Source organism: Paenibacillus albidus, from assembly GCF_014644435.1.
GTDB lineage: Bacteria > Bacillota > Bacilli > Paenibacillales > Paenibacillaceae > Paenibacillus_AQ > Paenibacillus_AQ albidus.
Genome location: NZ_BMKR01000016.1, coordinates 22,738 through 37,363 on the forward strand (window position 1 = coordinate 22,738; position 14,626 = coordinate 37,363).

The window sequence follows — 14,626 nt, forward strand, 5'->3', positions numbered from 1 at the left end:
CGACCGCTACCGCTTTTCCGCGGGTCGTTCCGTCCTCCTCTTCATTGTAGATACCCTAGAAGTCAGTAAAGCTCTTGGCGGCTTGCCTTCCAACTGGGCTTTTTTCGCAAGAACCGGATATCCAAAGGCAATTTTGCCTTCCAACCGGGCTTTTTTCGCTAGAACCGCGTATTCAAAGGCAATTTTGCCTTTCAACCGGGCTTTTGCCACTATAGTGACATATTCAAAGGCAATTTTGCCTTTCAATCGGGCTTTTATCACTATAGTGGCATATTCAAAGGCATAGTCCTGATAGAGTTTTTTGAGGTGGGTTTGCATATAAGTTGAAGTACCAAGCGCTATACTTAATAAGTATGAATGTGAAACATGATTACTCTTCTGACCACGCACAATTCTATAACCCATTTACTCCTTTAATCTCGCGTAGAGGTAACCACGCCTTACAATACACCGTTCATTCCACCAAATATCCGGCCAAAAACATTAAAACCTATCATGATAAGAGATAATATAATGGCTATTGGTAGAATAACTATAAATTGCATTTTGTTTTTCGGAATGGTAAGCAACAAAACAACGGTCATGATTAGATATATCCCCATAAGCAATGGAACTAAATAGTAATGATGGTGAATGGGTAAGTAAGCGTTACGTAATTCAAACCCTTCTGACAGCAATACTGTGACTGGAAGGGCCGAAACCATACTAGAAAACAATCCGCTGCCACGCGCATACCACATAATATAAGCACAAACAGGAGAAACCGCCGCGCATATACTCCAAAACACAATTTCTCTTTCCGGGAAAAAATGTAGCACAAACGTTGTGTAAAGATAATAAACGGTAAGCATCGACCCAAAAAAGGCGAATATTTTTGCAGCCGCTAATTTGGGGGAATAGCTGAAAACAGATAAAAGTGTTGCAACAAATACCCATATCCCCAGCCGTCCACCGATGTCGTCCAAGATGGGGTTGATATTCGGATTATCCACAAGTTTTGCTGCTAAACCCAAAATAACTCCGGTAATCATTGCATTTACTATTGAAAAAACTTTTTGATTGGTAGTTGATTTGTTCTCAACTCTAATCTGATTTAATTTGTTATATATCCCCATTGTACCCCTCCAATAAGTTCAGCTGGGTTCGCTTCGAAGCCTGCGTTGCAGGTGATTATGCCAAAGTTTATACCACCTACCGCACAGGTTTCAAGGAAATGTTCACGGTAAGCAAAGTATTATCCCCAGCCATAGCCGCTGAACATGTTGCCTTGTCGGTCAGGAAAACGCTGCTCCAGCCGGCATGACCACCGTTTCGATGAAAATTAATAGCATGAAACTGAATATTAATGGAATCATAACTACTATGGATACATCACCCTTCATCCGGACGGTATGACTTACATCCCGCTGCGTTACCTGGGAGAACACTTGTAGCTTGAGCATGGAATATGGGAATATATCCATAGCATCGAAGGATTGGGACACCGGTGGGAATGAAGCCGGAGGGCCCCAATCTTTTGTTCATATTTAACAAATGGATGAAATTTTGTGTGTACGAAGTCTGTAGAAGATATTATACTAAGTTAACGAACCGTTATTTCAGCAGGCGGAGCGTCTCCCCTAGTTAGTAGTATATAGAACAGTGAATATAATGCTGGAGGAAGATGAATGAGCACTACTGAACTTACAAGCCAGCTTTCCAGTTACACGGGAAGACTGCTACGGGAACGTTTTGGGAAAGGTCCTGAGTCGATCTATGCTTCGATTGGACAGCAATGTATCGCTCTGCACATCCGTAATTTTATCGGACCTGTGGAGAGATTCCTGTTGAATAAAGAAGAAGAGCAGGCCTTCCGCTACACGCGCGAGCTGCTGATGAAGTCGCTGCTTCCCGAGTTGTCAGCCTATTTGAAGGACGAGATGTCCATCGAGGTTGGCGAGCTTTTTTATGATTGGGGCATTCACAATGCCTCGGGTATGATCGTTGCACTGATTAAGGCCGAGGGAGTAGAGGTCGATGATTATGTGGGACGGGAAGAGGTTCATGCCCAGATTAATGAAGTAAGCAGGAAGGTGCAGAAAGAACCGGAATTTACAGATTCCTGGTGGCTGAATCCGCGCACCCTGATTATTAAACGTGAAGGCATTCTGATTCCGCTGGAGAAAGAGCTGATTGCTCTGGGGTATGAGAATACTTTGAAGACGACAAAAAGAAAGATGGAGAAGCGATACCTGGAAGATACAACTACCATTGCCCCGATGCTTCGCAAAGAGCTCTCCGACATTTATGTCGATTGGGACTTTGATAAAGATACTAGCGTAATAGCGTATACTTTTCTATAACAGTATAGATGAGGTGGAAATGAGTCGGACATGATGATGCGCCGAACATAAGCCGAAGAAAGGGGGAAGCTCCCCTTTCTTCGGCTTTTTCATTTTTGCACATAGGTTTAGCGTGATCGGGGGATTGTAAGGAGGATTGATTAAATGGAGGGATACAACAAGGCGGTGTTATATGTTGAAGACAACCCGCTGAACATGGCACTCATGCATCATATCTTCAAGAAAAATCTGTCCTCGGTACAATTGCTGAAAGCGGAGACGGCAGAACAGGGCCTGGAAATTGCTGCGCGGGAGCAACCGGATCTGATTATTCTGGATATTGGCCTTCCCGGCCTGAATGGATATGAGGCAATGGAATATTTGCAAAGCAATGAAGACACGCGTCATATTCCGGTGCTGGCTACCAGCGCGTTTGCACAGGCCTCGGATATGGAAAGGGCCAGCTCGGCCGGCTTTGCCGATTATATTACCAAACCGTTTCAAGTGAAAACCATCACGGATTCCGTCAAAAAACTGCTGGGCGGCTAAAGCGATTCTTTCCGGATGGAACCGGGTAAAAGATTCAAGCAGCACTCTGGGGGGAGAGGCTCTGTTTGACAGCGGGGTCCAAGTGGACAAAGGCCTGGCTGCAGTTGCTGAAATGTCTGATAATGTCTGATATTGTATTTGACTTTAGCCCAAATATACCAGATATTATTATTAAGAATTTTAAATATCAGTTAAGTTCCAGAGACTTTTAATTTCCACAAATGGGCGGTGGATATAAGTTGAGACAGCATACGCAAGGAGATTCCCGGTTTGAACAGTTGATGAGGACGGCAACAGTTGGAGTGGCGTTTCTATCGCTGGAACAAAAATGGATAAGCTTGGATTCTGTTGTCTCCGGTCTGCTCGGCTATGCGCAGGAGAAGATAGCAGGAGTCGATTTCAGAGATCTGCTTGGTGATGACGAATCCAAAGAATTACATAACCAAAAGATGGGGGCTCTGGATGCCGGAGAAATCCCCTTTTTTGAGTGTGAATTGATGCTGTTAAACGCTGACGGACGGCCTGTGTCTTTGCTGGTGCGAATGATGCTCGTGGGCGATCCGCTTACGGCCAAGCCCCTTTATTATATGGTTCACCTGGCTGCCATTCCGGATGAGGAAGAGGGCGCTGGCCCCCAAGACTCATGGGATGAGCTGTATCCGTTAATTGTCGGCAATATGAGGGAAATTGTGTATATGTCCACACCTGAACATCTTTGCACTTATTGTTCACCCTCCGTACAGGAGGTACTGGGGTATGAGCAGGAGGAACTGATCGGGCGGGATATCAGGGGACTGATTCATGCCGATGATTTTTTGAGTCTGGAGCTTCCGGAGACCTCTATTTCCTCAAGCCTTCACCTGCGTATCCGGCATGTGGATGGGCATTATGTGTGGATTGAATTCACTATGCGTATGGTTAAAGGAAGCCGGGGCAGGACTTTGCTTGCTGTGGGCCGTGACATTACCGGACGTAAAAAGGTGGAGCAACAGCTGCAGGAATCGATAGAGCGCTATACTTCCCTCAAAAAGTATAATCACGATGCTGTCGTTTCTGTTGACCTAGAGGGGAAAATTATTAACGGTAACGAAAAAACTTGTGAATTGACAGGTTACAGCATCCCCGAGCTGAGTGGTACCAGCGTGTCCATTATTGTCGGTGCTGAGGGATTGGAGAATATCAGACAATATTCGGGAGATGGCAATACCGGAGTGCGGAGCATTAATGCCGTATACCATAAAGAGGGCCCTACGCTGGAAGTTCTGACCACCATTGCGCCTATTGTCATCAACAATGAAAAGGTCGGGTTTTATCTCATTATCAAGGATATTACCGAGCAGAAGAAGCTGCTGATTGCCAAAGAAACGGCCGAATATACCAATCAGGCCAAAAGTGAATTCCTGGCGATGATGAGCCATGAAATCCGCACTCCGATGAACGGGGTCATCGGAATGACGGATCTGCTGCTGGAGATGAGCGAGCCGTCGTCGATACAGCGGGAATACCTGGAGATTATCCGCCAGAGCGGGGAGACGCTCCTGTCGATCATCAATGATATCCTGGATTTCTCCAAGATTGAAGCGGGCAAAACCGTATTGCATGAGGAACGGTTTCCGGTTCGTTTCCTGATTATGTCCACGTTGGATGTGCTGAAGCAGAAGGCGGATACCAAGAGACTGAGCATTGAGATGGATGTCAGTCCTGAAGTGCCGGAATATCTGGTTGGGGATGGGGAACGGCTGAAGCAAATTCTGCTGAACCTGGTCGGCAATGCCATCAAGTTTACCTACACAGGCGGTGTAACCTTGGGAGTGGGGGTTAAGGAGAAGGAAGGCAACAATATTACTCTCCATTTCTCCGTAGCCGATACAGGAATTGGCATCCCTGAAGAGTACCATAGCCGGTTGTTTGAGCCGTTTTATCAGCTGGATCATTTTATGAACCGCAGGCATGAAGGAACGGGCCTTGGACTGGCCATCACGAAGAAGCTTGTAGAACTGATGGACGGGAATATTACTCTTTTGAAAGGCAGTAAATCCGGGTCCACCTTTGTGTTCACGGCGGTGCTCCGGCAGGATTCACAACATCCTCTGGCAGAACAAATGACTTCTTCCGTGAATGAGCCTGTGTCGAGTGGACGCCCATTGCGAATTCTGGTGGCTGAAGACAATGAGATCAATCAAATTGTGCTTCAGAAGATTCTGGAGAAGCGGGGGTACGAGGTCGAGGTAGCCGGTGACGGGATGGAAGTGGTGCAACGCATCAGCTATGCCGCCTATGATCTGATTTTTATGGATGTGCAGATGCCGAGAATGAACGGGCTTGAAGCGACCAGAATTATTAAGGAAAGCCTGCCGCCGGACAAGCGGCCGGTGATTATCGCGGTGACGGCGAATGCCTTGAAGGGGGACCGTGAGTTCTGTCTTCAGTCGGGGATGGATGAGTATATCAGCAAACCGGTTAAGAGTGAGACCATTACCCAAATGATCCGCAAGTTTTTCTGAGACTTGCCGCAGCTTTGTTCTAAATTCACTGCGTTAAAGCTAACAAGCGTTACAATGATGTCTTGCATGTCAAGCGCTTTTTGATTAATATAGCAGAAACTGGTGTGAGATACACTGAAGATACAGACATGGACAATGACGAAGAGAGTAAGTGCCAGTACCGCTCATAACAGGGAAGGCGTGCCGAAGACTGAGAGCACCCTCATGAGACGATTGCGCACCGAAGTTCACTTCCGAGTCGGTCCCCTGAACGGCTTTGCCGCAGTAGCGGCAGGTAGAAGTAAGGAGACCCGCCCCCCGCGTTAACGGGTGAAAGACAGAGCGATTTGCGGGAATTTTTGCAAGTAGAGCTCTAAATTAGGGTGGTACCACGGCTCCTCGTCCCTTGCGGCGGGGGGCCTTTTTTGCGTTTATATTCCAAGCAAACAAAAGGGAGTGGATCGTAATGAGTAATGTGGAACTTGAGGGTCTGAGAGCACGGCTGGACGAGATTAACGGGCAGCTGCTGACGTTGATCTCCGAACGGGCTGAAATTGTCCAGGAGATAGGCGTCGTTAAAGAAAAGCAGGGGGTACCCAAATTCGACCCGGAACGGGAAAAGCAAATGCTGGAGAAGCTGGTAGCGGGCAACAAGGGACCTTTTACGAACGGAACCATTCGTACGCTCTTTAAGCAAATATTCTCTGCATCGCTGGATCTGCAAAGCACCGAGCATAAGAAATCGCTGCTTGTCGCCCGTAAAAGCCATGAGGAGGATACCGTGATTGTTCTGCCGGGAGATGTTACAGTTGGCGGCTCCTCGTCGCTAATGGTCGCGGGTCCATGTTCGGTGGAGAGTGAGCTGCAGACCCGTACGGTTGCTGCGGCACTGCAGCGGGCCGGTGTTAAAGTTATGCGCGGCGGTGCTTTCAAGCCCCGGACCTCTCCTTATGACTTCCAGGGACTGGGCATGGACGGCCTGAGAATACTGCGGGAAGCGGCCAGTGAATACGGGCTGCTGACGATCAGCGAGATTGTGGACCCCCGCCATATCGATGAGGCCCTGGATTATGTGGATGTGATCCAGGTTGGCGCACGCAACATGCATAACTTTGAGCTGCTCAAAGCAGTCGGCGAAGTGAATAAGCCGGTGCTGCTGAAACGCGGATTATCCGCTACGCTTGATGAATTCGTACATGCGGCCGAATATATCATGTCACGCGGCAATACTCAGGTTATGCTGATTGAACGCGGTATCCGTACTTATGAGAAATCGACCCGCAACACCCTGGATATTTCGGCTGTGCCTATACTCAAACAGGAGTGTCACCTGCCTGTGCTGGTCGATGTTACCCACTCTACGGGACGCAAGGACATCCTGATTCCTTGTGCCAAAGCTGCGCTTGCAGCCGGAGCGGACGGCATAATGGTTGAAGTGCATCCCGATCCGGCTACCGCCTTGTCGGATGCTGCGCAGCAGCTCAATATTGATGAATTCAATACCTTCTTCAATGAGGTGAAGGCTTCCGGTCTTTACCGGTAACTAAATATTTAGAATTTGGGATAAAACTGCAGGATTCGGCAGGAAACTGCATATATAAGCGCTTACAAGGGTGTGGTAGCTTTTTGTGAAGGTGAAGGCGGGTCGGGTACAATGATGGACATTGGCATTGCACCGGACCCGGGGGTTCTCAAGGAGGCCCTTATCAACCTAAACCACACAGGAGGAAAGAAGAATTTGAAACCATTACAATCGAATAATGGGTGGTTTTCCAACACCCGAAGCGATATTTTATCGGGGATGACCGTAGCGGTTGCCCTCATTCCCGAAGCTATCGCTTTTTCCATTCTCGCGGGAGTCAGTCCGATGGTAGGCTTGTACGCATCTTTTTGCATTGCCGTTGTGACCGCAATCGCCGGGGGAAGGCCGGGAATGATCTCGGCGGCGACCGGTGCCATGGCGTTGCTGGTCGGCGGCCTTGTGCTGCAGCACGGCGTCGAGTATTTGTTTGCGGCGACGGTTCTGGCCGGGATCATTCAAATATTGATGGGGATGCTGAAGCTGGGCAGATTCATTACTTTTCTGCCGCAGCCGGTCATGACCGGTTTTGTTAACGCATTGGCCATTCTGATCTTTATGGCCCAGCTCGTTCATTTTAAAGGACAAGGCTGGCTCATGTATGGTCTGGTCGCTCTAACACTGGTGATTATTTATACGGTTCCCAAATTTACCAAAGCTGTGCCGTCTGCACTTGTGGCGATTATAGTAGTTTCTGTTCTCAGCATTGCGTTGAACCTTAACGTGAGTACTGTCGGGGATATGGGCGAGATCACTGCTGCGCTGCCGATGTTTCATCTGCCGCAGGCGCCGTTCACCCTGGAGACCCTGTGGATTATTTTACCGTATTCCTTGTCGCTGGCCGTTGTCGGTCTGCTCGAATCCCTAATGACTGCGACATTGATTGATGACATTACGGGTACCGGCAGTGACAAGAACCGGGAGGCGAAGGGGCAGGGGCTTGCAAATGTCGTCACCGGATTCTTCGGCGGGATGGCCGGGTGCGCAATGATCGGGCAGTCGATGGTCAATATGAAGTCGGGCGGAAGAACCCGCATGTCCACGCTGGTCTCGGGGATATTCCTGCTTTTTCTTATTCTTGTACTTGGCGATGTAGTCAAGCAGATCCCGATGGCCGCCTTGGTCGGAGTCATGATTATGGTCTGTATCAGTACCTTTGAATGGGGATCGCTCCCGTCGCTGGTCCGTGTTCCATTAAGTGACGCACTCGTGATGATCGTCACGGTAGTTACAGTAGTGGTTACGGATAACCTGTCGATCGGAGTGTTGTTCGGAGTCCTGCTCAGTGCCCTGACCTTCGCCTGGAAGATTGCGTCTATCCGTCTGACGGTTCAGGAAGCTCATGCTTCCACCACCTATACGGTGACCGGGCAGCTTTTCTTCGGGACGACCAGCCATTTTATTCAAGAGTTCCGGTACGACAGCGATCCGGCAGAGGTCAGCATCGATTTCTCTCATTCACATGTGTGGGACCAGTCAGCCGTGAATGCCATTGCCAAGGTCATTGGCAAATACCGTGAGCGCGGAACCAAGGTAACCATTACCGGCCTGAACGAAGACAGCAACCGCCTCGTTCAGCGGGTGGGCCTTGCGTTATCCGGTGAACATTAGATCAGGACCCGTTGCGAAAGAGCGTTATGTGTGACCGATCCTCAGTTTAATATGCCGCTTTGTAACGTCCCGTTTGCCCGCCAGGGCAGCCGGGGCGTTTTCTGTGTTATCCGGGAGTAGAGTTTGGTTATGATCATTTTTTATCGGGGGGAATCGCAGCAAGACTGTTATGCTTAATAGACAGGACACCCTCTGCGGAGGGTTATTCATTGTCTGACAAGGGGGGGAATGTCTATGGATCAGCAGTTGAGCCAGAAGGTTGAGAATGCGGTTTTTTGGGCCAGGCATCATCTGAATGCCACCGGGTACACTTTGAAATGTTTGGGATTTGTGGAGGATGCGTACGAAAGAAGCAACGGCATTGAAATGTTCGGCGGAGACACTGCAGCAGAGTCTGCCGAGTTATATGAGGCCCATAGGAATCGGGGCATGCCGCCAAAAGGTTCATTTGTATTCTATTCCTGTTCAGGTCTTGTTGAAGGGGTGCTTAGACATTGGGGACATGTCGGTCTGGCCCTGGACCCTGGCGAAGTCATTCATGCCTGGGACAAGGTGCGAATTGACTCCTATCTGGAGATTGAACAGCTGACCCCTGCGCCGGGCTGGTCGAGGCCTGTATTTATCGGCTGGGTGCCGGTAGAACGTCTGTTGGCAGGCAGTCGGGTGAGGGAATGGGAGCAATCCTTTACCATTGATTGTGGGGACATTCTACTGCGTGAATACCGGATGCAGGATGTGGATGCGTTGGTTGCGTTGACCCGCCAGCCGGAGATTGCCGGGTTTCTCCCGGATTGGAATGTGCCGAAGGCACAGCGGGCCGAATGGATGATGAATTACGAGATCCCCGGCAACCGTGAGTTCCTGCAGGCTGCGGATGAAGAGGAAAGTATTGCCGGGATGTCGCTGCGGCTGGGGATAATCTCCAAAGAGTCAGGAGAATTCATAGGCTGGTGCTGCACCAGAATCAAGGAAGAACTGCCGGAGCCGAACCGGGAGGTCATGTATGCCCTATCGGCCAGGCACCGGAACAAGGGATATATGACCCAGGCTGTTCTGGGACTATGCAAATATCTGTTCGGGCATACCGATGTAGAGGAGCTGAATGCTATCGCGCTGACACGGAACCCCGCATCGTCCAGAGTGCTTGTGAAAGCCGGATTTGTCTTTGAGCAGACGCTGGAGCTGGAGAATCAGAGCTATCATTGCTACAAACTTCGTAAAAAGGGTTGAACTATTCCTTCCCGCCGGAGGTGGCAGCGGCTTGCTTTCACTAAGGATAGAGCTTCGCTAACGGAAGCCGGCTTGTCCGGCCCGGCTTTCCAAAGCGGAGTTCTATTGGTATGATAACTAGGGTGAGTACATCTACTACCGAAGATGATGGAGGAATAAACAATGAGTGAAATTACATTATCGGGAATCATTGACCATACGCTGCTTAAGGCGGATGCGCGTCAGGAAGATATCATTAAACTGGCAGAAGAGGCGAAGTCCTATAAATTTGCCTCTGTCTGCGTGAACCCGGCATGGGTGAGTACGGCATATGAGGTGTTGAAGGATACGCCTGAGGTTAAAGTCTGTACAGTCATCGGCTTCCCGCTGGGCGCTTCAACTTCCGAAACCAAAGCCTTTGAAACGACAAACGCCATTGCGAACGGTGCGGGTGAAGTGGATATGGTGATCAACATCGGTGCCCTCAAGGCAGGCAATGATGAGTTGGTGAGAAATGATATAACGGCAGTGGTTGAAGCAGCCAAGGGCAAAGCGTTGACCAAGGTCATCATTGAGACCTGCCTGCTTAGTGAAGAAGAAAAAGTTCGTGCCTGCAAGCTGGCCGTGGAAGCCGGAGCGGATTTCGTAAAGACTTCCACCGGATTCTCCACAGGCGGGGCAACCAAAGAAGATATCGCTTTGATGCGTGCTACGGTGGGACCTGATATTGGCGTCAAAGCCTCCGGCGGTGTACGCAGCGCCGAAGATGCCCTGGTTATGGTTGGAGCAGGAGCAACACGGATCGGCACTAGCGGCGGCGTAGCCATTGCCAAAGGTGAACAGAGCCAAAGCGGTTACTAAGCGGAAAGAGCAAGAACAATTAAAGAAACGGCAACGCAGTCCCTGGATGAGGACGACGTTGCCGTTTCTTTTTTTGGACAGAGAGTGATATTGGGGCTGCAGGTGCCTAGACTAATCCTTGATCCATAGCCTTGCTGATCAGTGTGGCAAAAAGACTATTGGACCAGGCGAACCACTCCCGCGAGAAATCGGAGGGGTTGTCCGGGTGGAAACCTTCATGCATATAACCGGTATCCGCGTCGGTACGGATCAGCATGTCGATCAGCTGCTTGATTTCCTCTTCATTGTCTGCCGTGAGCGCCTGCATGGACAATGCCATATGCCACACGTAACCTCCGGGCGTATGCGGACTGCCGATACCCTTGGCATATTGGCCTTCAAAATAGAAGGGATTGTCGAAGCTGAGGGCAAACCGGCGGGTATTTTGATAAATGGGGTCTTCCACACCCACATACCCGATATAAGGAATCGACAGCAGTCCCGGCGTCCCCGCATCGTCCATGAGCGAATAGTTGCCGTAGCCGTCGGTTTCATAGGCATAGATGCGACCATATTTCGGATGGTTCACGATGCCGTAAGTGCGGATGCCAAAGTCGATTTCCTTGCGTAACTGTGCGGCCTGGGCGGCCAGTCTTTCATCTTTATAGATTTCACTTGCGATCTCCCGGATGTATCCCAGAATAACAACGGCGAACATGTTGGAAGGAATGTTATACCCGAACTCGCAGCTGTCGTCGCTGGGACGAAAGCCGGACCAGCTCATCCCGGTATAATTGACAGGCATGCCGCGTCCGTTATTCTGTAAAGTCTCCGTGTCCTTCAGTGTCTGGCGTACAAAATAATAAGGGGATTGCTCCCCATGCCGCTGCTCGGTCCGGATGACGTGTACGATGGAAGTCAGCGCCTGGTAGCAGGCGGCATCAAATATGCCGGTTTGCCCTGCTTCCTTCCAGTACATGTAGGCAAGCTGCACCACAAAGCATAGCGAATCCAGCTCATATTTGCGCTCCCACATCCACGGATTCAGCTGGCAGTCATCGGTATCCCTGTAATGCTTATCGCTGGCCGTTTCATTAAAGGCATTGGTATAAGGATCAATATTGACATAGAACATCTGGCGGGCAATCAGGCCGCCGATGATGCGCTGCAGCTCGGGGTCCTCCTTGGCAAACGGAATATAGTGGCGGACCTGTTCTGTGGAATCGCGCAGCCACATGGCGGGGATATCCCCGGTAAAAACAAAGGTGGTACCGTCGTCCAGCAGCTTGGTTGTGGTCTCCAGTGTATTCGGAAAGCAGTTCCGGAACAGCTTTTGCAGCTTGGGGTGATGGGCGAGCCGCTCATCCGATTCACTTAAATACCGGGTGATGGAAGCTGGCAGGTTCATAATCGAATTCCTCCTGTAAGAATGATAGTTTAGGGTTGAAGCGGGCTTAGGGCATAAGAGATAATCCGGGCTTTGCCTACGGTTGTATGAAATTTCCCTTGGTCAACGTGCACAGGGCTTTTGCGGCGCTCCAAGATGTCGCTGGTGTATAGGCCTTCCAGCGGAAAATAAGTCTGAACGGCAAGCTCCCGGTCCTCATGCGCCAGATTGTACCACCGCAAAAGGACATCATCATGCTCCTGTGACATTTTGAATGCGGAAAGCGCGAGAGAGCGGCCCTCCCAGCACAGCGGCTGATAGGTGGCGGGCAATGGACCTTGCTGCCATTCCGTCTGAAGCCCAAACCATGGTGCCTGATACTGGTAAGCCCAGGCAAAAGTCTCCGCCTCAATGGCATTCCCGGAGTGGGGACAAACTGCAAACTCCACAGTGTGTTCACCCAGACACTGGGCTTCCGGCGTCGGAAAGACGCCCCAGTCTCCGAGCTCCGATACACAACGCAGCAGGGTTACGGCGATTGTATTCATCCCGTCGCGAAGCACTTCATATTCATTAAGGCCTTTATTGGCAACAGTCAGGCCAGCCTTGCTGCCGGATACACTGACAAAGGCCTGCTGATGCTGGGCATGGCTCGGATTCATCCAGTCGGCAGCCGGATGAATATCACGTTCTGCCACCTCAAAGACCGAATCGGCCAGATGCGAAGCTGCCGCAAGACCGGTCGGGAACAGGACACGAAGCCGGTGATCTTTAGCCTGATTCACAAAAGAGGATGAGACCAGCAGCCCTTTGCCGCTTGCTTCCAGACTGACTCTGGTCATGATGCGCAGCGGCAGATGCTCGGAAGCTCTTAAAGCTTGGCGTTGCCGGAAGGGAATCATCCTGCGTTTCTCCTCTTCAAATGAGGCATCCGCTGCCGCAGGGATGCTCCAGTCATGCACGATTTCGTAAGTGATACGATAAGGCTCATGCTCGACAAGCGAAATACGGGCAGGCAGCCCCTTCGTAGTCAGCGGAATATCATTATCCGGCTGGCGGAATATATATTCGTTGCCCAGATCGCCGCAATCTTCGTAGATCCCCAAGTTATCAAAGGTTTTCCCGCTCTGTTTGTCAGTTAGCCGGTAGGAGCCATAGCCTCTCTTTTCTCCGGAAAGACCTGAAGATAGTCTTCAATAATAATGGTTTGTCCGTCCAGGTGAAAATAACGGTAACGTTCATCGTTCTCCAGCGTATTCAGCAGCTCATTCATCAGCTCGGTCAGCAGAACATGATGGTGCTCATAAGGCATGTACCATTCCCGGTCCCAGTGGGTGTGGGAGATCAGGTGAGCGGTTGTGCGGGTCATGACAATTTCCTCCTAATCCTCAGCGAATCCTATAGTCGGGCGTTCGTAGCAAATATTTGCACATCTCCCCGGCGATCACAATATGTAACTTTTGCAGCTGGCCGGGCAGTTCATAATTTACACATTTTTTGCAGGTGTGTTCCGGGGCGGGAATAAATAGCTTTATTGCGTCAAGGGCTGTCACACCGCGATTGTTGCCGGCCACCCGATGACAATGCAGATCTTACATATTTACGGTGTCAGCTGTGGTTGTCTAGACTTTGGGATGTAAGCGTTAGCAGGAAACAATAAACGAATAGAGAGGAGGGGAAGAATGAGGGGGAAAAGACAGCTTGCCGTATCCGGCAACCCTTCTTTGAAGAACAAGTCCCTAGGCAAAAGAGTCTTGCAGAACTGGGAGCTTTATCTGTTCATGGCTCCCGCACTGCTGTATTTCCTCGTATTTCATTACGGTCCGATGTACGGCATCCAGATTGCTTTTAAGAACTTTGTTCCTTCCAAAGGAATTACGGGCAGTCCATGGGTCGGGTTTGATCATTTCGAACGTTTTTTCAATTCCTATTATTTCTGGGATCTGCTCTGGAATACATTCAGCATCAGCTTCTACGAGTTGGCCATCGGGTTTCCTTTGCCGATTATTTTGGCGCTGGCGTTTAACGAGGTTCGGACCGGGCCTTTCAAAAAAACAGTCCAGACGGTCACTTATGCACCACATTTCATCTCTGTAGTTGTTATGGCGGGGATGATCATTACATTCCTGTCGCCATCCAGCGGTATCATTATCCGGGTGATCGAAGGGCTCGGCTTTACGCCGGCGGCTTTTCTGACAGATCCGGCCTGGTTTAAAACAGTGTATGTGATGTCGGGTGTGTGGCAAAGTACGGGCTGGGGAACGATTATTTACCTGGCTGCCTTGTCCGGGGTCGATCCGCAACTTCATGAAGCTGCAATTGTAGACGGCGCAAGCCGCTTTAAGCGGATGCTGCACATTAACCTGCCGACCATTGTGCCGACCATTACCATTATGCTGATCCTGAACATGGGTAATATTCTGGGTCTGGGTTTTGAGAAAATCCTGCTGCTGCAAAACTCGCTTAATATGGAGGCGTCGGATGTAATATCCACCTATGTGTACCGTGCGGGTCTGGTGAACGCCCAATACAGCTTCTCGACAGCGGTCGGCCTGTTTAACTCCGTTGTAAACGTTATGCTGCTGGTCACTGTGAACAAGATTGCCAGACGCACCAGTGAGAACAGCCTCTGGTAGAAAGGAGTTGA

General features: G+C 50.0%; 13 protein-coding genes. 8 read left to right on the top strand and 5 right to left on the bottom strand.

The window, feature by feature from the left end:
* Positions 1–6 precede the first annotated feature (6 nt).
* Positions 7–405 carry a hypothetical protein gene (locus IEY53_RS18740; RefSeq protein WP_189027657.1) on the bottom strand — a complete coding sequence of 133 codons (399 nt, stop codon included), beginning with the start codon at positions 403–405 and terminating at the stop codon, positions 7–9.
* A 35-nt stretch (positions 406–440) separates the two neighbouring features.
* Positions 441–1,115 (bottom strand): hypothetical protein, encoded by a 675-nt coding sequence (locus tag IEY53_RS18745; protein ID WP_189027659.1) that lies wholly within the window; start codon positions 1,113–1,115, stop codon positions 441–443.
* A 552-nt stretch (positions 1,116–1,667) separates the two neighbouring features.
* Between IEY53_RS18745 and IEY53_RS18750 the strand changes: the two genes are divergently transcribed.
* From IEY53_RS18750 to deoC, 7 genes are all read left to right on the top strand, one after another.
* Complete coding sequence (locus IEY53_RS18750; protein WP_189027661.1) at positions 1,668–2,342, top strand: Na-translocating system protein MpsC family protein; 675 nt, start codon at positions 1,668–1,670, stop codon at positions 2,340–2,342.
* Positions 2,343–2,486: 144 nt separating this feature from the next.
* Entirely contained in the window at positions 2,487–2,870 is a 384-nt protein-coding gene (locus IEY53_RS18755) for a response regulator (protein ID WP_189027663.1), read from the top strand.
* Between the two features lie 221 nt (positions 2,871–3,091).
* Entirely contained in the window at positions 3,092–5,374 is a 2,283-nt protein-coding gene (locus IEY53_RS18760; RefSeq protein ID WP_268240794.1) for a PAS domain-containing hybrid sensor histidine kinase/response regulator, read from the top strand.
* 445 nt (positions 5,375–5,819) lie between these two features.
* Positions 5,820–6,896, top strand: coding sequence for a bifunctional 3-deoxy-7-phosphoheptulonate synthase/chorismate mutase (locus IEY53_RS18765; protein ID WP_189027667.1), 1,077 nt, complete (start codon positions 5,820–5,822; stop codon positions 6,894–6,896).
* A 195-nt stretch (positions 6,897–7,091) separates the two neighbouring features.
* The gene (locus IEY53_RS18770) at positions 7,092–8,543 is read left to right on the top strand and encodes a SulP family inorganic anion transporter (protein ID WP_268240795.1); all 1,452 of its coding nucleotides are present in this window, start codon (positions 7,092–7,094) and stop codon (positions 8,541–8,543) included.
* Between the two features lie 234 nt (positions 8,544–8,777).
* Positions 8,778–9,773, top strand: coding sequence for a GNAT family N-acetyltransferase (locus IEY53_RS35915; protein ID WP_308424235.1), 996 nt, complete (start codon positions 8,778–8,780; stop codon positions 9,771–9,773).
* Between the two features lie 162 nt (positions 9,774–9,935).
* Complete coding sequence (gene deoC, locus IEY53_RS18780) at positions 9,936–10,613, top strand: deoxyribose-phosphate aldolase (protein ID WP_189027669.1); 678 nt, start codon at positions 9,936–9,938, stop codon at positions 10,611–10,613.
* 106 nt (positions 10,614–10,719) lie between these two features.
* Here deoC and IEY53_RS18785 read toward each other — a convergent pair whose 3' ends face one another.
* The 3 genes from IEY53_RS18785 to IEY53_RS18795 are packed head-to-tail and all read right to left on the bottom strand — an operon-like array spanning position 10,720 to position 13,348.
* A complete protein-coding gene (locus IEY53_RS18785; RefSeq protein ID WP_189027671.1) occupies positions 10,720–12,000 on the bottom strand; it encodes a glycoside hydrolase family 125 protein in 1,281 nt (426 codons plus the stop codon).
* Between the two features lie 29 nt (positions 12,001–12,029).
* The gene (locus tag IEY53_RS18790) at positions 12,030–13,085 is read right to left on the bottom strand and encodes a glycosyl hydrolase-related protein (RefSeq protein ID WP_189027673.1); all 1,056 of its coding nucleotides are present in this window, start codon (positions 13,083–13,085) and stop codon (positions 12,030–12,032) included.
* Between the two features lie 32 nt (positions 13,086–13,117).
* Positions 13,118–13,348, bottom strand: coding sequence for a glycoside hydrolase family 38 N-terminal domain-containing protein (locus IEY53_RS18795; protein ID WP_189027675.1), 231 nt, complete (start codon positions 13,346–13,348; stop codon positions 13,118–13,120).
* Positions 13,349–13,661: 313 nt separating this feature from the next.
* Between IEY53_RS18795 and IEY53_RS18800 the strand changes: the two genes are divergently transcribed.
* Positions 13,662–14,615: an ABC transporter permease gene (locus IEY53_RS18800; protein ID WP_189027677.1), complete on the top strand. Its 954-nt coding sequence runs from the start codon at positions 13,662–13,664 to the stop codon at positions 14,613–14,615.
* The last annotated feature ends 11 nt before the right edge of the window (positions 14,616–14,626 follow it).